The organism is Lactiplantibacillus sp. B652 (assembly GCF_023806745.1).
Lineage (GTDB): Bacteria > Bacillota > Bacilli > Lactobacillales > Lactobacillaceae > Lactiplantibacillus > Lactiplantibacillus pentosus.
Genome location: NZ_JAMSKY010000013.1, coordinates 61,969 through 85,601, shown reverse-complemented (window position 1 = coordinate 85,601; position 23,633 = coordinate 61,969). Strand labels below are relative to the sequence as shown.

The 23,633-nt window shown below is 45.6% G+C and carries 19 protein-coding genes; 2 read left to right on the top strand and 17 right to left on the bottom strand.

Translation table 11 applies throughout. From position 1 onward, the window contains the following. Nucleotides 1-846 precede the first annotated feature (846 nt). Together MZO40_RS14115 and MZO40_RS14110 are read right to left on the bottom strand one after the other, a co-directional pair. Nucleotides 847-2,952, bottom strand: a complete 2,106-nt coding sequence (locus tag MZO40_RS14115) for an LTA synthase family protein (RefSeq protein ID WP_050340342.1) — start codon at nt 2,950-2,952, stop codon at nt 847-849. Between the two features lie 156 nt (nt 2,953-3,108). Further along, the gene (locus MZO40_RS14110) at nt 3,109-3,345 is read right to left on the bottom strand and encodes a YkuJ family protein (RefSeq protein ID WP_003638289.1); all 237 of its coding nucleotides are present in this window, start codon (nt 3,343-3,345) and stop codon (nt 3,109-3,111) included. Nucleotides 3,346-3,537: 192 nt separating this feature from the next. On the opposite strand from MZO40_RS14110, the gene MZO40_RS14105 reads away from it, so the two are divergent. Next, nucleotides 3,538-4,725, top strand: coding sequence for a pyridoxal phosphate-dependent aminotransferase (locus MZO40_RS14105; protein ID WP_105962165.1), 1,188 nt, complete (start codon nt 3,538-3,540; stop codon nt 4,723-4,725). 120 nt (nt 4,726-4,845) lie between these two features. Here MZO40_RS14105 and MZO40_RS14100 read toward each other — a convergent pair whose 3' ends face one another. The 7 genes from MZO40_RS14100 to MZO40_RS14070 form a co-directional block, all read right to left on the bottom strand. Continuing rightward, nucleotides 4,846-6,087 carry a D-alanyl-D-alanine carboxypeptidase family protein gene (locus tag MZO40_RS14100; protein ID WP_252133361.1) on the bottom strand — a complete coding sequence of 414 codons (1,242 nt, stop codon included), beginning with the start codon at nt 6,085-6,087 and terminating at the stop codon, nt 4,846-4,848. Nucleotides 6,088-6,157: 70 nt separating this feature from the next. Next, on the bottom strand, nt 6,158-7,207 hold the full coding sequence (locus MZO40_RS14095; RefSeq protein WP_105962163.1) for a lysylphosphatidylglycerol synthase transmembrane domain-containing protein: 1,050 nt from the start codon (nt 7,205-7,207) through the stop codon (nt 6,158-6,160). A gap of 3 nt (nt 7,208-7,210) precedes the next feature. Further along, entirely contained in the window at nt 7,211-8,233 is a 1,023-nt protein-coding gene (locus MZO40_RS14090) for a glycosyltransferase family 4 protein (RefSeq protein WP_003638285.1), read from the bottom strand. A gap of 52 nt (nt 8,234-8,285) precedes the next feature. Then, nucleotides 8,286-9,464 carry a glycosyltransferase family 4 protein gene (locus MZO40_RS14085; protein ID WP_050340346.1) on the bottom strand — a complete coding sequence of 393 codons (1,179 nt, stop codon included), beginning with the start codon at nt 9,462-9,464 and terminating at the stop codon, nt 8,286-8,288. A 1,810-nt stretch (nt 9,465-11,274) separates the two neighbouring features. Then, nucleotides 11,275-13,005 carry a phosphoenolpyruvate--protein phosphotransferase gene (gene ptsP, locus MZO40_RS14080; RefSeq protein WP_003638283.1) on the bottom strand — a complete coding sequence of 577 codons (1,731 nt, stop codon included), beginning with the start codon at nt 13,003-13,005 and terminating at the stop codon, nt 11,275-11,277. Then, nucleotides 13,005-13,271, bottom strand: a complete 267-nt coding sequence (locus MZO40_RS14075) for a phosphocarrier protein HPr (protein WP_003638282.1) — start codon at nt 13,269-13,271, stop codon at nt 13,005-13,007. The genes ptsP and MZO40_RS14075 overlap by 1 nt, the downstream gene beginning before the upstream one ends. Nucleotides 13,272-13,420: 149 nt before the next feature. Then, nucleotides 13,421-13,618: a hypothetical protein gene (locus tag MZO40_RS14070; RefSeq protein WP_088769761.1), complete on the bottom strand. Its 198-nt coding sequence runs from the start codon at nt 13,616-13,618 to the stop codon at nt 13,421-13,423. 479 nt (nt 13,619-14,097) lie between these two features. Between MZO40_RS14070 and MZO40_RS14065 the strand changes: the two genes are divergently transcribed. After that, nucleotides 14,098-16,320 carry an ATP-dependent Clp protease ATP-binding subunit gene (locus MZO40_RS14065; protein ID WP_003638280.1) on the top strand — a complete coding sequence of 741 codons (2,223 nt, stop codon included), beginning with the start codon at nt 14,098-14,100 and terminating at the stop codon, nt 16,318-16,320. A 1,085-nt stretch (nt 16,321-17,405) separates the two neighbouring features. Here MZO40_RS14065 and MZO40_RS17660 read toward each other — a convergent pair. From MZO40_RS17660 to opp3b, 8 genes are all read right to left on the bottom strand, one after another. After that, nucleotides 17,406-17,567, bottom strand: a complete 162-nt coding sequence (locus MZO40_RS17660) for a hypothetical protein (RefSeq protein WP_353057361.1) — start codon at nt 17,565-17,567, stop codon at nt 17,406-17,408. Further along, a complete protein-coding gene (locus MZO40_RS14060; RefSeq protein WP_165861074.1) occupies nt 17,491-17,850 on the bottom strand; it encodes a macro domain-containing protein in 360 nt (119 codons plus the stop codon). The genes MZO40_RS17660 and MZO40_RS14060 overlap by 77 nt, the downstream gene beginning before the upstream one ends. 64 nt (nt 17,851-17,914) lie before the next feature. Next, nucleotides 17,915-18,466: a tyrosine-type recombinase/integrase gene (locus tag MZO40_RS14055; protein WP_050340349.1), complete on the bottom strand. Its 552-nt coding sequence runs from the start codon at nt 18,464-18,466 to the stop codon at nt 17,915-17,917. Nucleotides 18,467-18,665: 199 nt separating this feature from the next. Then, nucleotides 18,666-19,055, bottom strand: coding sequence for a MarR family winged helix-turn-helix transcriptional regulator (locus MZO40_RS14050; RefSeq protein WP_003638278.1), 390 nt, complete (start codon nt 19,053-19,055; stop codon nt 18,666-18,668). A gap of 511 nt (nt 19,056-19,566) precedes the next feature. After that, the gene (locus tag MZO40_RS14045; RefSeq protein ID WP_003638277.1) at nt 19,567-20,532 is read right to left on the bottom strand and encodes an ABC transporter ATP-binding protein; all 966 of its coding nucleotides are present in this window, start codon (nt 20,530-20,532) and stop codon (nt 19,567-19,569) included. A 6-nt stretch (nt 20,533-20,538) separates the two neighbouring features. After that, nucleotides 20,539-21,618 (bottom strand): ABC transporter ATP-binding protein, encoded by a 1,080-nt coding sequence (locus tag MZO40_RS14040; protein WP_003638276.1) that lies wholly within the window; start codon nt 21,616-21,618, stop codon nt 20,539-20,541. Between the two features lie 15 nt (nt 21,619-21,633). Beyond that, nucleotides 21,634-22,668, bottom strand: a complete 1,035-nt coding sequence (locus tag MZO40_RS14035) for an ABC transporter permease (protein ID WP_088769764.1) — start codon at nt 22,666-22,668, stop codon at nt 21,634-21,636. Between the two features lie 3 nt (nt 22,669-22,671). After that, entirely contained in the window at nt 22,672-23,601 is a 930-nt protein-coding gene (gene opp3b, locus MZO40_RS14030; protein ID WP_003638274.1) for an oligopeptide ABC transporter permease, read from the bottom strand. Nucleotides 23,602-23,633: the final 32 nt, after the last annotated feature.

Sequence of the window (23,633 nt, the reverse complement as noted above, 5' to 3'; positions counted from 1 at the left end):
TCTAAAAAGCTCATTTAATGTTGTACTAAAATTTATTTGCTAGCGAATTGACTTCGCAAATGTTTTGCTCTTGATTCAAAATCAAGAGACCCTACACATTTGATTCGTCGAAACTTTATTCAGTTTTCAAAGGTCTAAATCGTTCGTTGATTACCTCAACGCAACTATTAAAGTTTATCATCATCAGAACAACCTGTCAACATCTTTTTATAAATTATTTTGAATAACTATTCAATGTAATGGCTCACATCAATCAGAATATTCACAATAATGAGTAATGTTGCATATCGCTCTTAACGACAAGAAATATAATACCAAGAATAACGACCCGGGTCAACCCTTTTTATGAATTAATTTCAGAAAAATTTTGAACACCATTTGTTGTCGCAATAGGTTATATTTTACGGGGTTTCAATCAAGATAGCAAGACATTTTTATCGTAAACACTGAATAATTTTCAAGCGCCATTTTTCAATGACCTGGCACTGATTCAAAAGTGAATATTTTATTTGTGCCTGAGCAATCATGACTCACAACGCCAATCAACCATCACCCTGCTTGTCAATACTTCAAGTTCATATATCGCCACCGATCAAACAGTCGGAACAACCATCCGTCGCTCAGCCACTCCGGCAATACTAGCGCACCAGCAGTCCCAGCCAAATCCATAAACGCCACCCGCCATCTCAGTCAAGCTAACCTCTTATCACATTGTCTGGAATTGATAGACTAATGTTTATAGAGACGTCACTTCTAAACTGCGCTTGCCTCAGATAACCATAATGACAATAAAAAAAAGAGGAACAACACCATCATCTGGCATCGTTCCTCTAAATTACAACTGATCTAATCTGAACTACTACTGCTTGAACTGCTACTGTCACTTGAGCTGGATAATTCGGGTGCATCCGTCTTATACAAACTCTCAGAAGACTTCCCCTTACGTTTGGACAATAGACTGGTATTCTTCTCAGCCTGAATCTCTTTCAACGATTTGAGGGTCTTCGTGATCTTATAGCTATACTTGGACTTATCGACCTTCTTGAAGCCCTTAGGTGTATAGAAGCGCAACAAGTCACCTTGAATGACACGGTCGGACAAGGAGAGTTCCGTCGTCACGTGGTTCTGCATCTGCTTGACGGTGTCCTTCTGCTTGGTCGTCATATTCGTTAACTTCTTACCCGTCTTCGAATCATAGACTGTCCCACTGATTTTGGTGTACGTTGGTGAAACAAAGTCCCCATTACGGAACGCGACAGTCTGGTTATGCTGCTTCGACAACAGGTCAGTTCCGAACTGGATGTAACCCTTGTTCTTGATACCCAACAAATCAAAAATCGTTGGTAAGGCATCGATTTCGCCACCATACGTGTGGTTGACACCACCCTTGATTCCTTCTGAGTGAATCATGAATGGGACCTTCTGGAATTGTGCTAAGTCGAAGCTCGTGACGGACTTCTTGCCGAGTAATTGCGCAATCGCCGCCTTATGGTTGTTGGAAATCCCATAGTGGTCACCATAGAGCACGATCATACTGTTCTTATAGAGACCCGCCTTCTTCAAGTAACTGATAAATTCAGCAAAGGCCTGATCCAAATAGTGGGCCGTTTGAACATAGCCATCCACGGTCGAGTCACCCGTCTTGGTTTTGTCGATCGACTGGTTCTTCTTATCCAATTCATATGGATAGTGGTTCGTCAACGTAATCAGCTTAGCGTAAAACGGTTGTGGTAACTGTTCGAGGTACTTCACGGAGTCCTTGAAGAAGATCTTATCCTTCAAGCCATAGCCGATGTTATAATCTGCCTTCTCCTTATAGTACGAAGAATAGAAGAAATAATCATAGCCCCATGACTTGTAGGCGTTATCCCGGTTCCAGAAACTAGCCACGTCACCATGGAAGGCCGCAGTTGTGTACCCTTTTTGCGCTAAGATTGCTGGTGCTGCCTGGAAGGTGTTCGAAGTCCCGTACTGGGTCATTGCCGAACCAGTCGGTAACCCAAACAGGGAGTTTTCCATCATCATTTCTGCATCAGAAGTCTTCCCCTGTGCCACTTGGTGATAGAAGTTATCAAAACTCAGCGTGCTCTTATCGTGATAGAACTTGTTCAGGTTCGGTGTGACTTCCTTGCCATCGACCTTATAATCAATCAAAAATTGCTGGAAACTTTCCAAGTGAATCACGAAGACGTTCTTTCCTTTGGCCTTACCAAAGTACTTGACGTTCTCACCGGCCTGATTCTTCTTCAGGTAGGCCAAGACACTCTTCATATCACTACTACTTGCCTGGGCACGGGTCGCACTTTCCTTTTCAGTCTGATAGAAACTATAACCCGCATATGTGTTCAGGCCGAGATACTTCACGATGTAGTTGTTATCAAACGTCCGCGTCAATAAATCTGAACGGTCGTGTTCGGACATGCCGAGGTCCACTGCGAATAATGCGACCCCAATCATCGTCAACGTCGCCGCATATCGAATCTTAAATGGCCGCGGATCGATTCGAATCACCTTGAAAGCCAATAGGAGGATCAACAACACAACATCCGCATAGACCAAAAAGTCGGTGCCGTGAATAATCTGCCCTAAACTCTTCCCAAGGTTATTACTTGCAGCACCAGAACTCTTAATTACCCCTGCCGACATAAAATCAGAGAATTCCCGGTAGTATAAAATATTGGCAAATAACCACGTCGTCTGAATGGCGTCGATGATCATCATGATCCAATATTTTAAACGGCCCCGGAAATACAAGGCAATACCGAGCAACACGATGGCTGTCGGAAATGGATTCAAAAACAGGATAAATTCCTGAACGGGTCCCTTAACCCCTAAAGTAAACTCACTCTTATAAGCGATATATGTCTTTAGCCAAAATAAGACCACGGTCAGGAGGTAAAAGCCCAACGTTGTGTTGACTTTCCCAACCGTGTTTTTTATAAATTTAGGCATGGTAATTTCTTCCTCCGTTATTGCTATTAACAAATCCATATTATAACGGTTGCGTACTAGTTAGCAATATCTTGAAGATTTCTTCAAAAATTCTTCAACATTACAACGCGTCATAATATGGATCTATCGAAAATCTATCTGGATTTTGGGGGAATACTAGTTGTCCGTCAACAAGTCGTAAAGTTCGATGGCAACTAGGTCGATGTTATCGAATTCAAACGTTTGGTCCGGATTGAATTCTTGTAACGTATACGTCGAGGTTGCGGGATCGTACGCTACCTGTCCACGTTGAACGCCTTCCTTTTCGAACCGCCGTGACTGCACTTCGGTCGCATCAGTCGTCCGCATGGCTTCTAATCGTTTGAGAATTGCTGATAGTTCAGATTTATCCATTATACTAATCTCGCTCCTTCAAGTTTTGTTTACATTCTAGCAAAAAATAGGACTAATAACACGTTTTTTTAGTAGAAAGCCCATTTTTACCACAAAATTTCACACTTATAATTATACCCTAACTTGATGCTAAGACGGTGAGAAGTTGTGCTAAAATTAGAACAACTTATAAATTTAAAGGAGTTTGGACATATGACACTATTTAGAGACGATCTCAACGAGACGATCAGTCAGATTCAAGTTTCAACCATCCGCCAATTCGACGAAGAAGTGAGCGCAATTCCTGATATGGTCAAGTTGACCTTGGGCGAACCCGACTTCAACACACCAGAACACGTCAAAGCAGCCGCTAAGAAGGCAATCGACGACAACTTCTCTCACTACACCGGGATGGCCGGCCTACTCGAACTACGCCAAGCAGCCGCTAATTTTCAAGCAACCAAGTACGGCGTGCACTACGACGCGGAAGACCAAGTCTTAGTCACCGTGGGGGCCACAGAAGCGATTGCGACTGCGCTGACGACGATCTGCAATCCTGGCGACGCCATCATCGTGCCATCACCGATCTTCCCTGCCTACATTCCAATTATCCAGGAAGCCCACGCTCGGCCACTCTTCATGGACACCGGCGTCAATGACTTCATTATCACACCTAAGATGGTCGATGACTTCATTGCAGCCCATCCCGACGAACACTTCAAGGGCATTGTTCTCAACTATCCAAACAACCCGACTGGTGTCACTTACGTCGCCGATGAAGTCAAGGCCTTAGCCGAATGCTTCCAACGTCATAATCTCTGGGTCGTTTCGGATGAAATTTATAGCGAACTCACATACGGGAGTGACCACGTCTCGATTGCCAAATATATCCCCGATGAAGTCATCTTGATCAACGGCTTATCCAAATCACATGCGATGACTGGTTGGCGGATTGGGTTCCTATTCGCTTCCAAAGAAATGACAGCTCAGTTAAAGAAAGTCCACCAATATTACGTGACTGCCGCTACCACCATTGCCCAAAAGGCCGGCGTCGAAGCCCTGACTAATGGAATCGATGACGCGTTACCAATGCGCAATGAATACCAAGCACGGCGAGACTTTGTCTATCAAACGATGTCCAAGCTCGGTTTCAAGATTGCCCGGCCAACGGGTGCCTTCTACATCTTTGCTAAGATTCCAGCCGGCTTCGAACAAGATTCAATGGCCTTCTGCAAGGACCTGGCACGTAAGAATCAATTAGCGATTATCCCTGGGACTGGGTTTGGTGCTGAAGGCGAAGGCTATGTTCGCCTGAGCTACGCTGCCAGCATGGAAAAGCTACAACTCGCTATGGACCGACTCACGGCCTACATGCAAACGCCTGCTAATCGCGTTGACTAACCGCGAAATTTAACACACGTTCTGCCAAATTAACGAAAAGCATTAAAAAACGCCCCGTTAACGAATTTTTCACTCGTTAACGGGGCGTTTGCATTCAATTCAACTGGTTGGTGTGCGGTCCTACTTCGCCATCGCAAAAGCAGCTGCACTGACCGTAGTCGACTTTTTAACTTGCGTCGCCCATTGGACTGGGCCGAGCATCGTTAAAGCCTTAGGTGTGCGATAAATAACGTTATGGACGGTTCCCGATAATGGGTCCGTCAATCGCAATTTCAAGACAGCCGTCCCTGCGGCTAAATAGTTAGGCTTCGTCCGATGCAACGGCCAGAGTTCGATCTTCGCCTGGGTCATCGGATGGTCCGTATTCTGCCACATAGTCGTCTGACTGTCCGTCTCCAGTTGCAGCTTGGTCGTCGTTCCCGGGATCTGATACTGGATCGTTTTCGGCGCGACTTGTTGATAGCGTTCGGTCTGCTTCAACATCAAGCGCAGGTTATTGTTGGCGGTAAACTTCCAGGCGCCGCCCAACGTGGTCGCAATCATCCGTCGACCATTTTGCCGGAAGGTCGCCACGAGACAAGCACCGGCTTGGTTGGTGTAACCCGTCTTCAAACCGTCAACGGGCACTCGGTAGTCATAATACTTCTCACCCTTCAAGATTTGAACCGAGGTCGGGACCGTGTACTTGTGAATTTTCACAGAACGTTGGTCGGCAACTTTGATGACATCCGGATAGTCATTGATCAGGTGCCGCGCAATCGTCGTCACCGCCCGGGCTGAGACCATGTTTTGGCCCTGCTCGCCAGTGCCCGCGATTTTCAAGTCATAGTTGGTCAAGTCAGTATTATCTAGTCCGGACGCACTGATAAAATGCGCATCTAACTGCCACTTGGCGGCTTGTTGGTTCATTAACTTAATAAATTTGGCGTTACTACCGGCGACGTATTCCCCGAGGGCAATTGCACCACTATTCGAGGAGCCGACTAAGGTCGCAGCAAACAGTTCTTTCACCGTAAAATGTTCCTTGGCCGGCATGGGCATCACTGAGAGCGTGGCACTCGTTGCCATTTTACGAACGTTTTTGTCAATGGGCACCGTATCTGTCCATTTGATTTGACCACGCTGAATCGCTGATTCTACCAAATAAAGCGTCATCAACTTGCTCAACGACGCAATCGGTAACTTCTGGTCGGCATTTTGCGCATACACGACCTGACCACTTTGTGCATCCATAATATAAGCCGCTTTGACTTCATCAGCTTTATTGGCCGCATGAACCGCTGGCGTCCCCATCAGTAAGCCGACCATGCCGGCAGCTAGCACGAGCCCCGTCGCTAGCCGGTGTTTGATTAACTTTAACATAGTACCTTCCTTTAATTACATATCGTTAACCGCGAAAAATGGGTCGGATTCTTGGCCCGGCCCATTAAAGTCACAGTTCTGTCTCCTGGCTATCTTCAGTCATCGGAATTTCTTCGGCTTTCTCCGGGTGCATCGCCATCGCAATCATTCCTAGGAATAACCCGAGATAATAGGTCAAAATACGCCAGATCAGCATCGCTAAGATCAACTTACTGTGCGTCGGAATGAACTTGGCAAATAACGCGGTGAACCCAAACTCAGCCCCACCAGCGCCCCCAGGAATTGGAAACAGTGACGTGACTAAGAAAATCAGTACGTTAAGACTGGTGACCATAATTAGATTGACATCATCCACGCCCATCGCCCGCATGATAAAGTACGGGATCAGGTAGTAGAAGAACAGTTGCAAGAAAGTCACAATACTGACTTCTAATAACATCCGCCAATCCTTCGTCATCCGTAAACTTTCTTCATAGAATGAATCGATTTTATCGCTGATATTTTGCTCAAACTTGGCAAAACGCTCGGCTTTCATAAACCAGCCCACTGGGATCAGAACGATTTTAACGGCGCGTTTGGTGAAATTATACCAGTACATCACCAATAACAGGCCAACGATCACCCCAAAGTGAATCAAAAAACCGAGTAACACGTACAACGACAAGTAACTCAACTTTTCGGCCAAGTAATGAAACCCAATTAACATCGAAAATAGAAAGTTCAGAACGACCATCGCCTGGAACACGACAAACTTCATCAACGCGACCGAGCTTGCCCGCCCGGCATCGATACCCGACTGTGCCATCACGAAGATTTGTGCCGGCTGGCCACCCGACGAAAAGGGTGTGATGCCGTTAAAGAGCTGTTCCGCTAAGGGCACCCGTAAGGCATTTCGAAACGTATAGTGCCGATAACGGTGCCGAACGAACTTTTGAACCACGACAGCCTCTAACCCGAAGTAGAGGCCAACACAACCGAGTGCAACGAGTAGCCACCACCAATTCAAGGTGACGATATCATCCATCAGATTGCTCAATTTCACGTTACACAACGAGTACCAAGAGATCCCAACACCCAGTGCAACCATGATAAGTAATGACCAGATATTTTTTCTTGTCATTGACTACCCCTCTTTTGCCTGTTGCAAATAAAAATCATGCCAGACGCTCGCTAGCCGTTCCTCAGAGTAATCCTGAGCGGCTAAGACAGCTTTGTCATGTAAAAATTGCATCCCGGCAGGATTATTACGCAGATGGTCGATTTGTTTTTGCATGTCATCGACGTCCGTCGCAGCTTGATAGTAGCCGTCAATAATGGCGCGATATAAATCTAAGTCGCGCAATAGTACCGGTGTCCCACAGCTAAACGCCTCGAGCACCGACATCGGAAACAATTCGTTATACGATGGCAACAAGAATAAGTCGGCCATATTATAGTAGTCGACCAGCTTCTCACGGGCCACGATCCCTGGAAACGATAGATTAGCCGGTGGATTATCAACGACTTGTTTTAAATCCTGATACCCATCCGTAATCCGACCGAACGAAAAGCCCCCGGCCCAGACGAACTGAATATCCGGATTGCGCTTTGCTAAAGTGATGAAGTCGGGCACACCTTTCCGATCCTGAATCTGCCCTGTGCCAATAATCATGAACTTGTGTTGATCATAACCGTACTGCTGACGCAACCGCAACTGTTTGGACTTGGTCATTTCATAAAACTCGCGCTTGCTAACAAAGTTCGGAATGTAAGTCACATCCGCACGTTTGATATGGTACGCTTCCAGCTTCGGAATAAACGTCGGATTAACCACGACGATGTGATCCATCCGTTTGTAGAAAGAAATCAAGTAGCGGTTAAAAATCACTTGAAACGGTCGCGGCAACTTCAAGCTACCTTCCAACGTCTCAGGTAAAAAGTGGACGTAACCGATCTTGCGCCCCCGATTCGGCATGAACGTCGACAAGTAAAACATCGGGTTGACCGTATGATAATGCGAGATCGCAGAACGCCCGTACCGATTGACCTTAATATTGAACTCATCTTGCCAATGCGTCTGCAGTAACCGCATCAATTCAAGATAGGCGCTACCAACGCCTTGGCCTTTAACTGAATCGGCCTTTGAAAACATGGTAATGTCTAACATAATTCGTCCCCTTACATGTGACACAGCAATTCAACGCCCGTAGTCCCACTCGTTAATTGCTGATATTGGCTGATTTATCCGTTGATTCCGAATAAGCCAGTTGCACATCCTGGTAATAGTTGATGACTTGCTTGCCAAAATACTCGGCCGAAATCTGATACAGTTTCTTTTGCCGGGGTTTGGGATCATCGAAAGTCGTCGGATGTTGCAAATAGCGCACCACGTCCTTGACCAGACCAGCTTCACTCGTAAACGTCGTCCCCAATGACGGATCGTCTAATAATTGGTCCGTATATGGACTGGATGCCACGACGGTCTTCAAACCTGCTGCCATTGCCTCAATATACGTTAACCCTTGCGATTCGGAATTCGAAGCCGAGACAAATAAATCTGCCATCTGATAGTAGTTATAAACAGCGTCATTATCGATTTCACCCGTAAATTGGACGTGGTCACTCAAGCCAGCTGCTTCCACCTGATTTTCCAGTGTTTCACGCGCTGGCCCATCACCGACAATCAGTAATTGGGCGGCGGGCACCTGGTCTAAAATCGCTGGTAAGGCCGCGATGACTTCGTGAATGTTTTTCTCGTACGCCAACCGACTCAACGACAGCAACACCGGCGTATCCGGTTGATAGCCCAGTTGTTTACGATAATCAGCCGTCGACTGTTGTTCATACTGGTTGATGTCGATACCAGTCGGAATAATCCGAATCGGCGCTTTAACGCCGTAACCAGTCAACGTCTTGGCGACCCGGTCACTTGGCGCGACAATTCCATTAAGATGGTAACAATAGGCGCGCGTAGCTTCCTTCACGTGGTATGGTTTCAATAGTTTTCCGTTCGCAATATAATGTAAATAATCTTCATACATCGTATGGTACGTATGAATACATGGCACTTTTAATTGTTTGGCAACAAATTTACCAATCATGCCCATCGAGAACTCCGTCTGAGTATGCACGATATCCAGGCCTAAGTCCTTGGCCACCTGGTAGGCTTTAAACAACCCCCGGACAGCAATCCGGCGATCGGTAAACGAAACGAACGGAATGCTGGTAAATCGAAAGATATTCCGCTCATAAATATTCTTATCAACATGGGGATCCGTGGTCGTAAAGATATAGACTTGATGACCAGCCCGTTCGAGTTGATTGCGTAACACCTTAATGGACGTTGCGACCCCACTCACCTGTGGATAGTATGTGTCTGTAAATATCCCGATATTCACGTAGATTCTCCCCTTATTTCATTAATCAACAGTACCGCTGATTAATGTTGCTTATCCGCTATGGGACCTGTTTGTCGCGGTCCCCACGAAAACGACTCAATGGCTATATTATAAACATTATATTGGTTAAATATCCGAGTTGCAAATAATCTTAATATAAATTAAGAGTTCGGACAGGCACTGAACAGCTCAAATGCTTGCTAAAATTCATTAGCTAAGGCTGAAATACATGGGCTTATTGACTTTCCATTGTTCTAGTCTATCTTGACCCGCAAATACGACCCCTGTCACTCGGTCTTTCATACTGATATGTATATTGCCACCCATGTGCACAATTTGTGCACATGAGTTGATTGGCATAACGTATTTAAGTCAAATTCAACGTCAAAAGCAGCCAGCTGAGAACCGCTGGAAATAGTACAAATTAGCGTAAACCTGCCGATTGAGGCGCGTCGGACACCGGCTTACAGGAATTTCTGACAACGCTGGAACGCGATGGACACAGATTTAAGCCGAAAGCCCACGTCTTAAATACTGGTCTTCCACTAACCAAGCACACAACGCTTGCTAAGTGGAATTTCATCGCTTAGCATTGTCAGAAACACCTTCCAGCCTGGATGTTATTCGAAAGGCAGACATAGGTGCACCCAACTATAACTAGAATGATCGTTATTTTCTGAAATATGTACTTATCCAAATTGGTTGATGTTGATGATGCTTCATAATTTAGCCGACTCAGCATCTGCAACATTTAACCACCCCTGCTGCCCTTCCAAACTAGCAGTAGAATTAGGATTTTACCAAAACTCCATTAAAACTTCAAATCTGTCCAGCATCAGAATATAGACTTGAGCTCATGCGACCGTTCGCAGCACTGAATACAAGTCTTGCAGACACAAACAGCGTATCAATGGCACTTCAAATAAAGTCTCACGCATTGTGCAAGTTTGCCACGAATCGGGCCAGTTAGTCGTCATACTGTTCATCAGCTGGTGTGGACACTCATCCGACCTCCCAGAAGCCACTCTAATCGCTGATAAATGGCAACCTAACTCGGTACAATGGTCACTGAATATTTAATGACTGGAACTTCAGAAAAACTCAAAATTATATTTATGTGATTTCTGACCTCTGAAATTTAAATACTGATAGGATAGTCTGAAGATCATTGCCTAGTTTCAATAGAAGCCTCTTAAGGTTAAACGGCAAAATTAGCGACTTTTCAATTGTATTCAACAAGAAAAATATAGTAGTGATGTTGGTGGTTCGTAACATTCAAGCATAAGTCAATAGCCTTGTGAGAATTAGCGGCTACCTTACAGTTAATCACCAGAAGGCGGTATCCTAAGTACTAAAAATCCGTTCATTAACAGTTAGGGCCGCACACGTCTGCCTTTCGAATACCATCCCGGCTGGAGGGTATTCTGGGCAAGGCCCAGTGGTGAAGTTTCACTTATCAAGCGTTTTTGGCTTGGTTAGTGAAAGACCAGTATTTAAGACGTGGTTTTCGGCTTAAATCTGTGTCCACCACGTTCCGGCCATTGCCCAGAATGCCCGTAAACCGGACTAGGAAGCACCTCCCACTGCAGGTTTACACTAACTCGCTTTGTTTCCAGCGGGTCTAAGCTGGTTGCTTTTGAACTTAAAAAACCTGTCCGTTTCATCATCTTTAGTGCTAAGTAGAAGCTAGTACAGTGTGTTGTCTCCAAATCAAGAATAACTCCAGCTTGCCACTTATCTCCACTAACCCCAAAATGCAAAAAAAGAGCAAATCCGCAGATTTACTCTTTCCTGAATCGCTTAATGTTGATTACTTATCAAAGACGTTCTTTTCAACTAATTCTTTGACTTCTTCGTTGGTAACACACTCGTTAAGCGCCTTATCAGCTAATTTAGCCATTTCCTTAGTATCAAGCTTCTTCATCAATGAACGCGTCTTAAGCACGGAAGTTGAACTCATTGAGAATTCATCCAAGCCTAAGCCCATCAGTAATGGTACCGCGATTTGGTCCCCAGCAACTTCACCACACATCCCTGTGAAGCGACCGTTAGCGTGAGCAGCGTCAATCACATGCTTGATCAAACGTAACAACGATGGGTTGTATGGTTGATACAAGTATGAAACTTGTTCGTTACCACGGTCAGCAGCAAAGGAATATTGGATCAAGTCGTTGGTCCCAATACTAAAGAAGTCAACTTCCTTAGCAAATTGGTCAGCCAAAATTGCGGCAGCAGGGATTTCGATCATAATCCCAAGTTTGATGTCATCTGCAACTGGTGTCCCAGCAGCGACCAACTTAGCCTTTTCTTCTTCGAAGATGGCCTTGGCCTTACGAAATTCATCAAGAGTGGCAATCATTGGGAACATAATCCGTAATTGACCATAGTGCGACGCCCGTAATAGCGCGCGTAACTGGGTCCGGAAAATGTCATCACGATCAAGCGAAATCCGAATCGCCCGGTAACCCAAGAATGGGTTCATTTCATCAGGTAATGGCAAGTAAGGTAATTCCTTATCGCCACCGATATCCATGGTCCGGACAATCACGGGTTTGCCGTTCATGCCTTCGACAACCTTCTTGTAAGCTTGGAATTGCGTCTCTTCGTCAGGTAATTCTGAACTATTCATGTACAAGAATTCTGACCGGAATAACCCAATGGCTTCTGAGCCGGCATCCAAAACCCCATCCATATCGTCTGGAGTCCCGATGTTTGAAGCTAATTCGAAGTGCTTACCGTCTTTAGAAACAGTAGCTTCATTCTTCAACTTAGCCCATTCAGCTTTTTGCGCCACGAAGTCCTTCGCCTTTTGTTCGTAATCCGTTACTTCAGCGTCGGTTGGTTCAACCAAAGCATCACCGTTGATACCATCTAAGACGACCGTGTCGCCCGCCTTGATATCAGCTGTGGCTGATTCGGAACCAACGACCGCTGGAATTTCAAGCGTCCGTGACATGATAGCGGAGTGACTCGTCCGACCACCAATATCAGTAATGAAGCCCTTAACATACTTACGATCAAGTTGAGCAGTATCACTAGGTGTTAAATCGTGGGCAACCACGATAACTTCGGAGTCAATCAAAGCTGGACTTGGTAAGGTAACCCCTAACAAGTGACTTAAGACCCGCTTCGTCACGTCGCGAATATCACCGGCTCGTTCTTGCATATATGCATTATCCGTCATTGCTTCGAACATTGAAATGAAAGTATCCGTAACTTCCTTCAAGGCTTCTTCTGCATTGACTTTATCATCCTTGATTTTACCTTCAATTTGTCCAAGCATTTCTGGGTCAGACAAAATGGTGATATGAGCTTCAAAAACTTCTGCTTCTTCTTCACCCAAGTTTTCAACCGCTTTGTCTTTAATGACCTTTAGTTCTGCCTTGGAAGCATCAAAAGCATCATGTAACCGTGCAACTTCAGCATCCGTATCGGAGACCGTTGTTTTTTCGAATGATAAATCTGGATCAACTAGCATATAGGCCTTAGCAATTGCGATACCATCACTGGCCGCAATTCCTTTTAGTACCTTTTCAGCCATTATTCAGATAATCCTTCTTTCTTCATCGTTTCAGTTAAAGCTGCAATAGCGTCGGCTTCGTCGGCACCTTCTGCAGAAATGGTAACGTCAGCATCTTTACCAACACCGAGTGACATAACACCCATGATGGACTTCAAGTTAACTGACTTGTCTTGGTATTGCAACGTAATTTCTGAGTTGAACTTACTTGCTGATTGTACCAATAAAGTAGCTGGACGTGCGTGGATACCAGTGTCTGCGATTACGTGAAATTCTTTCTTTTCCATAACTATTCGATCTCCTTCAAGATAGATAAATTTAAAATTGGTTCCGAGTGAATTCGAGTTGCCGCCAACACGTCTACTCAGGAGCCCTTAATAATGATGATAGCAATTATCCAATTAAAATACAAGCCCTTTCATTCAAGCTAGGCCTATTAATTGGTTGCTGTACCATCCTTCTCAAAATGGTAAACAATGCGGCCATCGAGGTCCGCCGTTCCAATCACTCTCTTCCGATACTCATACTTCATGTACGCATCGTGAAAAGCCATGAATTCTTCCGGCGTCACGGTGAACGTTTCCTGTTCACCCGTGCGTAACGCTTCCATTAATTGGGTATAATCCGTTGCCAATTCATTGCCACCTCCTCAAAGTCTGGTTAAGCCATCGCTGCACCATCCTTTTGACGTTTCAGGCCCGACCTTCCGCCGCTCACTAACAGCTGACGGCTGCTAATGAAAAGCCGTGCTCGAAACATCAAAACTGGTCAGGCGCAATCCATGCAAAAAAACCGCTTTGTACTATAATATAGACAGACGGTTGCATCCGGACTGTTACTAGCCAGATAATTAATATACAACGAATCCGGTTACAAGACAAGCCATGAGTTGCAACTATCCAGACTATTCAGAAATAACTAAATTAATACAACCTGCCGCAAGATGGTCAGACAATTTCCAGTTTTGATTTTGAGACTTTTCGCTTGCAACGGTCCGTAAATTCGCTATACTAATAGTCAAAGGTCAACAAAGGTCAAACAAATCCTTGAACCTTTAACTATAGCCCTAGTGGTTTAGTTATATTTCTGATGCGAAAGGTGTGTGACAGCATAATGCTTTGTGACAATTGCCATAAGAACGAAGCGACGATCCATTTATATACGAGCGTCAACGGTCAGCGGCGACAAATCAATCTTTGTCAAAATTGCTATCAACTGCTAAAGAATCAGGAACAGCAACCAAATAACGGAGTTGGAGGTGCTGATATGGCACAAGATCCATTCGGTTTTGGTGGTCTTGACGACATTTTCCGTGCAATGCAGGGCGGCGTTGATTCCAATAACGCTTACCGGCAGCAACAGACCCCACCGACCCAGCCAGCTGGTCCTAATGGTGGCGGCAATCGTCGTGGCAATAACAACGGCGGTGGCCTCCTTGGCCAATATGGCTTCAACTTAACGGCGCAAGCCAAGCAGGGTAAAATCGACCCGGTCATCGGTCGCGATAACGAGATCAACCGTGTTATCGAGATCTTGAATCGCCGGACGAAGAACAATCCTGTTTTGATTGGTGAAGCCGGGGTTGGTAAGACGGCGGTCGTGGAAGGCTTAGCACAGAAAATCGTTGCTGGTCAAGTTCCACAAAAACTGTTAGATAAAGAAATCATTCGTTTGGACGTGGCTTCCCTTGTTCAAGGAACCGGGATTCGCGGCCAGTTCGAACAACGGATGCAACAATTAATGAAGGAAGTTCAGAGCAATCCGAACATCGTCCTCTTCATTGACGAAATCCATGAAATCATGGGTGCCGGCAATGCTGAAGGCGGTATGGACGCTGGCAACGTTTTGAAGCCGGCCCTTGCCCGTGGTGATTTCCAATTAGTTGGGGCAACCACCTTAAATGAATACCGGGACATCGAAAAGGATGCCGCCCTCGCCCGTCGGTTCCAACCAGTGACGGTCAACGAACCAAGCGTCGAAGAATCCATCAAGATTCTCAAGGGTATTCAAAAGAAGTACGAAGATTACCATCACGTGAAGTACGACGAAGATGCAATCGTCGCTGCGGTCAAGTTATCGAACCGTTACATTCAAGACCGGTTCTTACCTGACAAGGCCATCGACTTACTCGATGAAGCTGGTTCACGTAAGAACTTGACTTTGAAGACGGTCGATCCTAAGACGATTCAGGAAAAGATCGACGAAGCGGAGAAGCAAAAGCAGGATGCCTTGAAGAAGGAAGACTACGAAAAAGCTGCTTACTATCGTGATCAAGTCGCTAAGTTGGAAAAGGCTAAGCCTGACGAAAATGCAGACCAGCCTAACAACGACACGGCCACTGTGACCGTCAAAGATATGGAACAAATCGTTGAAGAAAAGACGAGTATTCCAGTCGGTGACTTACAAGCTAAGGAACAGGCTCAAATGAAGACCTTGGCCCCTGACTTGAAGAGTAACGTCATTGGTCAAGACCAAGCAGTTGACGCCGTTGCCCGCGCGATTCGTCGTAACCGGATCGGTTTGAACGGCACTGGTCGGCCAATCGGTTCGTTTATGTTCGTCGGCCCTACTGGGGTTGGTAAGACGGAACTTGCTAAGCAATTAGCGAAGGAACTATTTGGTTCAGAGGATGCCATGATTCGCTTTGACATGAGTGAATACATGGAACCACATTCAGTGGCGAAGTTGATTGGTTCACCGCCTGGCTATGTTGGGTATGAAGAAGCCGGTCAGCTTACTGAACAAGTTCGGCGTCACCCATACAGCTTGGTCTTACTAGACGAAGTTGAAAAGGCTCATCCTGACGTCATGCACATGTTCCTGCAAATTCTTGACGATGGTCGTTTGACCGATTCTCAAGGTCGGACCGTCAGCTTCAAGGATACCATCATCATCATGACGTCTAACGCCGGTACTGGTGACAGTGAAGCTAACGTCGGGTTCGGTGCTGCGGCTGAAGGTAAGACGCACGACATTACTAGTCGGTTAACGGATTACTTCAAGCCCGAATTTCTGAACCGGTTCGACGACATCATTCAATTCAACGCCCTTTCCAAGGAAAACTTGATGAAGATCGTTGGCTTGATGATTGAAGATGTCAACGGCATGCTCGCTAACCAAGGACTGCACGTTCATGTTACTGAACCAGTTGAAGAAAAACTCGTTGAATTGGGCTACAACCCACAAATGGGTGCTCGTCCACTTCGGCGTGTCATTCAAGAACAGATTGAAGACCGCATCGCTGACTTCTATTTGGATCACGGCGATGTTAAGAACATGGTCGCTAAAGTTGAAGACGGCAAGATCGTCTTAGCTGCGGAGACTAAGGCGGAATAATTGAAGCTTTAAAAAGGTAGGTTAATGCCCGGATTTATGTCCGGCATTGACCTACCTTTTTTATTTTGCAAACACGTTGTGCGTGTAAGTGTATTATGAATAAAACATGCTAGTGAGCTGACGGTCTGTTCGTCAGCCGATGCGCGTCATAATCCGACTTCCGGGGCCGGCTGACAATTGCTGGAGCGCAGCCGACATCGATTTGAACTCACGCAGAAACCCACTGCGCAATTTCAAATACGAGTCTTATTCTAAGCCGGAAGAAGACCACTTCCAGCTAAGAATAATTTGGCTACTGAGCATTGTCAGCCAGCCCCTCCAGTCGGTAAGCCGTTCGAATGGCGGATGAACGACCACCTATCCTGGCGCAATTGACCACTGAATATTAGGGTTCCGTCCTTCAGGCGATCTTTTAACCGATATGATAATATTTTACAGCATTCAAGCGCTGGAAGATTTCCTAAATGTTACTTGCTAATTCCAATGGCAACTGGTCTTGAAATTAGTCGATAAAATTGTCCTCGTTTATCCTTTCTAAACTTTGCTATCTCAGGCTACTAGAGAAAGTTATGGCAAGTCCAGTGAACCCGAAGATTCGAAGACTTAAAATCAGGGAAGAAAGTTTAGCTATCATTAAGAATAAGTCTGACAGTTGAATGTCAAAATGACTGTTTGCTAAGAACCAACGACTAATCCAATAAAAAGTTGGTCCGCACATGTCTGCCTTTCGAATACCATCCCGGCTGGAAGGCATTCGGGGCAAGGCCCAGTGGTGAAATATCACTTTGCAAGCGTCTTGTGCTTGGTTAGTGAAAGACCAGTATTTAAGACGTGGGTTTCGGCTTAAATCTGTGTCCACCACGATCCGGCCATTGCCTAGAATGCCTGGAAGCCGGTGTAGGACGATCCTGCTACTGCATGTTTACAGTAACTCGCACTACTTCCAGCGGGTCTTAGCTGGCAGCACTTAAACTTAGAAAACAGTACGATTTAATCATGATCCATGACAAATTAACCAGCACAATGCGTAATACAATGGGTTTTCCAAGCATGCATTCGGCATTATCCTATTTCAGCCCTTTTTCCTAAGCAGGATAGCAATGGATATAGACCGTAATCGGCAATTCTCCTAAATACTTCTCCATCAGTGGCTTAACTTCTCGCTCCCAGTCAAGACCACCATTGCCGGCACCCAACTGTGGAAATGAAATAGATTCGATGCCCTTTTTCCTGATAAGTCGCGACAAACTTCTGTAGCCCGACCTCGATATAGGCTAATTGCGATTTATTTCGCCAATTCTTTTTCGTTGGAAAATTTAAAACCCACTTTCCTGGAGTTTTGTATAGATAAAGTTTTCCGACTGTCAGCGCCCCGCTTTCACAAAAGCGTGGGTAATTGGTAAACATTTCCGGATATTGTTGCTTGAATTGAAGTGCCAGCCCCTTTCCCATCACGCCAACGGTATTGACAGGATTCACTAGCACTTGAGCAGGACTGTCAAAAAGACTTGATTCAACGTACATGATCATTATTCGGCCCCCGTATTCATCTTTTTCGAAACAACCCATCCGACAAGCCTTTAGCCAACACTACCTACACCCCCAACCGAAAGTCCCACAACTGTTGTTCCATATTATCACGCTCGATACCAATATAGCGCTTGGTGACCTGCTCACTGGAATGGTTAAAAATCATCATCAAGCTGGCAATGTCATGAGTTTGTTGATAATAATGATAACCAAACGTCTTACGTAATGTGTGGGTGCCGATGTCATCTCGTTCGAGAAAATCACTGGCGGTCTGAAAGATGCGGTAGACGCCGTTGACAGTTAGCGCCCCACCTCGACCACTACAGAACAGTGGCTCACTGGGAGCCCGGTACTGGGTGAAATGTAATAATTCTGACTTGAGATTCTTCAAAAATAACCAGCGTTTCTTGCCAGTTTTCTGTTCAATAATCATGACTCGTTCTTTGCCCCGAACTTGGCCGACTGTTAACCTCAAAATATCACTCATCCGCAGACCGGTATTGATGCCGACTAGCACGATCATCCGATTGCGTTCCCCATAACGCGCTTGCGAGACGGCCCATAAAAAATCATCGATTTCCTGGGACGTCCGCAGTGGTTCTACATTATAATGCATACGCTCGCTTACACCTCAATTAATTTTTATTCAGTTCAAATTGCTTAACCTAGCTTAAACTAACCCACGCTATTTTTAATGAATTATGCTCATCCCCAGGTCAATATTGCTCAACGTAAAAACGCGGGCCAAAGAGAATCAACCCTTTGTCCCGCACTTTATTTTCATATTCGCTTAATTAGCCGCATTGGCCCCCGCCTTAGGGCTGCAGCGTTGATAATTGACTCGCTAATTGAGTTGCCGGTGCTGAATCCAGTGACTGGGTCAACTGTTCATCAACTGCCTTCATCCGCTCCTGACCAGTCTTCGTCAACGTTAAAACACGTAGCCGCCGATCTTGCTTGATTGGCTGACTCTTCAACCAACCTTGGGTAATCAACGTTCCAATATTTTGAGCTAATGACGCTTTGGCCACATTCAAAGCAGTGGCGACATCGCCGATTTGGATTCCTGGGCGCTGTTCGACGTAAACTAAGATTCGCAATTCGTTTAAGCTCAATCCCGTCATCGACGACCAATTAGACGTGAGTCGCTTAAGGTCACGTTCCAGGTGCATAATATTCATAATATAGTTAATTGGTTGTTGCATACTAACAGCATCCTTCCTGAATTTCACTCTTTCTCATCAACTATCCAAAGAAATCAAAACCTACTCGCATGATTTTTAAAAAAATAGTGCGAAACAGTTCTTATCATGTCAGTCTTTATGATACGTTTCGTTTAAACAAAAAAATAACAGTATCCGCCGTGACCTCAATTAATTCAACGATGTACACGCAATATTCTTTTAAAAATGGTGCGAATCAATTATTAAGATGAATAGTTCGTTAACAAGCTTTATTAACGTTATTATTATTACATAATTACAAGTTTTACACAAACAACTTTTACTGCAGGTAACCGTTTAATCCGGCAAGGAACCCTGCTATCCCTTGTCAGTACAAGCATCACACGCCGTTCAGTATTAATATCTAAAAAATGTTAAATTTATATTTCAAGTTAACATGAGTTAATTATAATGGTTGTTAATTAATCAGCTTATCAGATGACAATCAAAACGGACGGCGAAGCATCCTTGCTCGCCGTCCGTTTCAATGTGTTTATTCAGAGAATTCCGTAATCAAGCCAGCGTCAATTGCTCGCTTGGTGTAAATAGGCACCTCATCTTCAGTTGCCCGGACAAAGTGTCCTGGGGCAATTTCAACCATCCGGCGCTTCTTGCCATCATGTTCAGTCGTTTCATCGTAAGGCACTTGCTTACGGTTACGTTCGAACTCAGGGTCTGGCACGGGTACCGCTGAAATCAGACTTTCAGTGTACTTGTGTAGCGGATGATTATAAACTTCATCAGCTGGACCAATTTCTAGAATCTTACCGTAGTGCATGACGCCGATGCGGTCACTGATGTACTTGACCATTGACAAGTCATGGGCGATGAACAGATACGTCAAATTCTGCTTAACTTGGAGTTCCTTCATCAAGTTAACCACTTGAGCTTGAATCGAAACGTCCAGTGCTGAGATTGGTTCGTCAGCGATGATGAATTTAGGTTCAACGGCTAGCGCCCGGGCAATCCCGATCCGTTGCCGTTGCCCACCAGAGAATTCATGTGGATACCGGCTGGAATGGTCCTTGTTCAGACCAACCGTTTCCAGCAAGTCTTCCACCTGCTTGGTCCGGTCGTCGTCATCCTTGGCTAAGCCGTGAATATCGATTCCTTCAGCGACAATATCCTTGACCTTCATCCGTGGATTCAGTGACGCGTATGGATCTTGGAAAATCATCTGAATCTCACGCCGAAATTCATGCCGTTCCTTTTTCGTGCGTAATTTAGAGACGTCTTTCCCATTAAAAATGATTTCACCATCAGTCGGTTCATATAGATGAATGATTGATCGGCCGGTCGTGGTCTTCCCTGAACCGGATTCACCAACTAGACCGAACGTTTCACCTTCATAAATGTCAAAGGAGACGTCGTCAACGGCCCGGACTTCATCTTTTTTGCCGACATTAAAGTATTGCTTTAAATGGCGAACTTCTAGAATTTTCTTACGTTCTTCAGGCATGTCTACTTACTCCTTTGCTGCAGGATCTGGAATTGGTGGTTGTGGCTTTTGCATCGCCGCAAACTTTTGTTGCCGCCGGACGATTTCGGCCGGTGGTGTGACTTTAGGTGCGTCTGGATGAAGCAACCAGGTCGCCGCATAGTGCGTATCTGATACTTTGAAGAACGGTGGTTCCTTTTCAGTATCGATCTTCATGGCGTAGTCACTCCGCGCTGCAAAGGCGTCCCCGACTGGTGGTTCCAGTAAATCAGGTGGCGTCCCTGGAATCGCAGACAATGAACCACTTTCAGTATCCAACGTCGGCATCGAGTTCAATAAGCCCCACGTATATGGATGTTGGGGATTGAAGAAGATTTCATCGACCGTGCCGTATTCCACGATTTTACCCGCGTACATAACGGCCACTCGGTCAGCCATCCCAGCCACGACACCCAAATCATGAGTGATGAAAATGATGGAAGTATCGATACGATTCTGTAAGTCCTTCATCAAATCCAGAATCTGTGCTTGAATCGTCACGTCCAACGCAGTGGTTGGTTCGTCAGCAATCAGCACTTCTGGGTAGCAGACCAGCGCAATCGCAATCACGATCCGTTGCCGCATCCCACCAGAGAATTGGTAAGGATAATCATTGATGCGGCCTTCAGGATTAGTGATCCCAACCAACTTCAACATTTCCAAAGCTTGCGCAATGGCTTCTTTTTTCTTCAACCCTTTATGTTTCATCAACGGTTCGGCGATTTGCATCCCGATCCGCATCGTCGGGTCTAATGAAGTCATCGGATCTTGGAAGATCATGGCAATATCCTTACCACGAATATTCTGCATTTCCTTTTCAGACTTCTTAATAATATCTTCGCCGTGGAACATGATCGATCCACGTTTAATTTCAGCATTCGGTGCCAGCAAGCCCATCAGTGAACGGGTCGTCACTGACTTACCAGACCCTGATTCACCAACGATGGCCAAGGTTTCACCCTTACGTAAATCAAAGCTAACGTCACGGATGGCTTTAACTTCGCCCGCATAAGTGTGGAAATTGATTTCCAAGTTACGGACTTCAATGACATTTTCCGGTTTATCCATAGTTCTGCCGTCCTCCTAACGTTTCGACTTTGGATCAAACGCATCGCGCATCCCGTCACCTAACAAGTTGAAGGCGAGCATCAGGATAATCAGCACGATAGCTGGGTACCACATCTGGTATGGCAAGAATTGGAAGTTCTTCTGTCCATCGGAAATCAACGTCCCCAATGAAGCTTGTGGTGAACTGATCCCAATCCCGATATAACTCAAGAACGCTTCGAAGAAGATCGCACTTGGAATCGTGAACATCGTTTGAATGATGATGACACTTGAAAGGTTAGGTAACAAGTGTTTCCAAGCAATTTTGACTGGCGATTCACCTAAGGTCCGCGCCGCCAAAATAAAGTCTTGGTTCTTCAGTTGCAACGTCTGCGCACGAGTCAAACGGGCCATCGTGGTCCACCCGGTAATCGCAATCGCCGCGATGATAGATGCCATCCCGGTCTTCGTGAAGGCCGTTGCCATTAACACCATGATAACTAATTGAGGGATGGACGAGAGGATTTCAATCACACGTTGCATGAACAAATCGACTCGCCCACCTTTCCAACCGGAGAGTATCCCGAACCCGACACCAATCGTCAAGTCAATCAAGGTGGCAATCAACGCAATTTCAAGGGAAATCCGAGTCCCATACATAATCCGCGCAAGCAAGTCCCGACCTAGATAGTCAGTCCCTAAGATATAGTGCACATCAGACTTAGCACCCGCTGCGGCATAGGCATCGACATCCTTACCAGATTGCGTCAAGTGACCATTCAACCCATGAATGTTCACACCCGGAATCTTCGGTGGTAAGTTAGCGTACTTGGGTGCTTGGGCGTTCGGGTCAACGTGATACACTGCTCGACCACCGAAAGCCACTAAGAACAAGAACACTAACACGATAAAACTGACAAAGGCGGTCTTATTCGACTTCAGCCGCCGCCAAACGTCTTGGCCGAAAGTCAGCGAAGGCGCTGCGATCCGTTCATTATCAGGACCCGCTTGCTTGTCTAACGGCTCGAAGTCGCCGGGCTTAATTTCAATACTACTTGGATTTTCTGCCATTAACTAGTCCCCATTTCCACTTAAACGAATCCGCGGATCAATAATTCCGTAGACGATATCGGTCAACAATAATAGTAAGCAAAGCAGTGCTGAGTAGAAAATCGTCACACCCATGATGGTTGGGTAATCGTTAACCAAAATCGACTTAACGAATTGTTCCCCAATCCCGGGTACTGAGAAGATATTTTCAACAACCATGGAACCGGTCATCAACGCCGCAGCCAGTGGTCCAATCAAGGTGACCATTGGAATCAAACTATTTCGCAAGGCATGGTGATAAACGATGCCAAACTTCGATAGCCCTTTCGCCTTCGCAAGTTCAATATAATCTGAACTCAGTACATCGACCATGTCGGTCCGGATAAACCGCGCCGTTTCGGCCAACGGGCTTGCGGCCAGCGCCAGTGTTGGCAAGATCGTGTAAGCAAATCCTTCCCAACCAGCAACTGGGAACCAACCGACTTTTAAGCCCAGGTAATACTGTAGCAAGATGGCTAAGACGAAACTTGGTACCGCGATGCCTAAAATCGATAAAATCGTTGCTAAGCGGTCAGCCCAAGTATCTTTCTTGATGGCTCCCACGGCACCCAGGATAATCCCTAAGATAATCCCAACGACCAGTGCTTGGCCACCTAACTGCATTGACGGGCCCATCCGACTACCAATCAGATAGCTGACAGCTTGGTCAGAGAACTGGAAGGATAACCCCAGGCTCCCTTTGAAGATGCCGCCAATGTAGATGAAGTACTGCAACCAAACGGGTTTGTCCAACCCATATTGGGCTAAAATCGACGCTTTTTCACTCGGCGTCAATTTAGCTTCATTTTGAAGCGGAGTCCCAGGCATTAACTTCATTAAGAAGAACGTGGCGGTTGCCACAATGAATAATGTCAGGAACAAGTAAAATATCCGCTTTAAAAGATACTTTCTCATGAGAATTCCTCGCATTCTATTAAAATCGACTT

Excerpts from the sequence above, each read along its gene's own strand:
- MZO40_RS14115 (WP_050340342.1), bottom strand. The coding sequence starts at position 2,952 with ATGCCTAAATTTATAAAAAACACGGTTGGGAAAGTCAACACAACGTTG.
- MZO40_RS14110 (WP_003638289.1), bottom strand. The coding sequence starts at position 3,345 with ATGGATAAATCTGAACTATCAGCAATTCTCAAACGATTAGAAGCCATG.
- MZO40_RS14105 (WP_105962165.1), top strand. The coding sequence starts at position 3,538 with ATGACACTATTTAGAGACGATCTCAACGAGACGATCAGTCAGATTCAA.
- MZO40_RS14100 (WP_252133361.1), bottom strand. The coding sequence starts at position 6,087 with ATGTTAAAGTTAATCAAACACCGGCTAGCGACGGGGCTCGTGCTAGCT.
- MZO40_RS14095 (WP_105962163.1), bottom strand. The coding sequence starts at position 7,207 with ATGACAAGAAAAAATATCTGGTCATTACTTATCATGGTTGCACTGGGT.
- MZO40_RS14090 (WP_003638285.1), bottom strand. The coding sequence starts at position 8,233 with ATGTTAGACATTACCATGTTTTCAAAGGCCGATTCAGTTAAAGGCCAA.
- ptsP (WP_003638283.1), bottom strand. The coding sequence starts at position 13,005 with ATGGCTGAAAAGGTACTAAAAGGAATTGCGGCCAGTGATGGTATCGCA.
- MZO40_RS14075 (WP_003638282.1), bottom strand. The coding sequence starts at position 13,271 with ATGGAAAAGAAAGAATTTCACGTAATCGCAGACACTGGTATCCACGCA.
- MZO40_RS14065 (WP_003638280.1), top strand. The coding sequence starts at position 14,098 with ATGCTTTGTGACAATTGCCATAAGAACGAAGCGACGATCCATTTATAT.
- MZO40_RS14060 (WP_165861074.1), bottom strand. The coding sequence starts at position 17,850 with ATGATCATGTACGTTGAATCAAGTCTTTTTGACAGTCCTGCTCAAGTG.
- MZO40_RS14055 (WP_050340349.1), bottom strand. The coding sequence starts at position 18,466 with ATGCATTATAATGTAGAACCACTGCGGACGTCCCAGGAAATCGATGAT.
- MZO40_RS14050 (WP_003638278.1), bottom strand. The coding sequence starts at position 19,055 with ATGCAACAACCAATTAACTATATTATGAATATTATGCACCTGGAACGT.
- MZO40_RS14045 (WP_003638277.1), bottom strand. The coding sequence starts at position 20,532 with ATGCCTGAAGAACGTAAGAAAATTCTAGAAGTTCGCCATTTAAAGCAA.
- MZO40_RS14040 (WP_003638276.1), bottom strand. The coding sequence starts at position 21,618 with ATGGATAAACCGGAAAATGTCATTGAAGTCCGTAACTTGGAAATCAAT.
- MZO40_RS14035 (WP_088769764.1), bottom strand. The coding sequence starts at position 22,668 with ATGGCAGAAAATCCAAGTAGTATTGAAATTAAGCCCGGCGACTTCGAG.
- opp3b (WP_003638274.1), bottom strand. The coding sequence starts at position 23,601 with ATGAGAAAGTATCTTTTAAAGCGGATATTTTACTTGTTCCTGACATTA.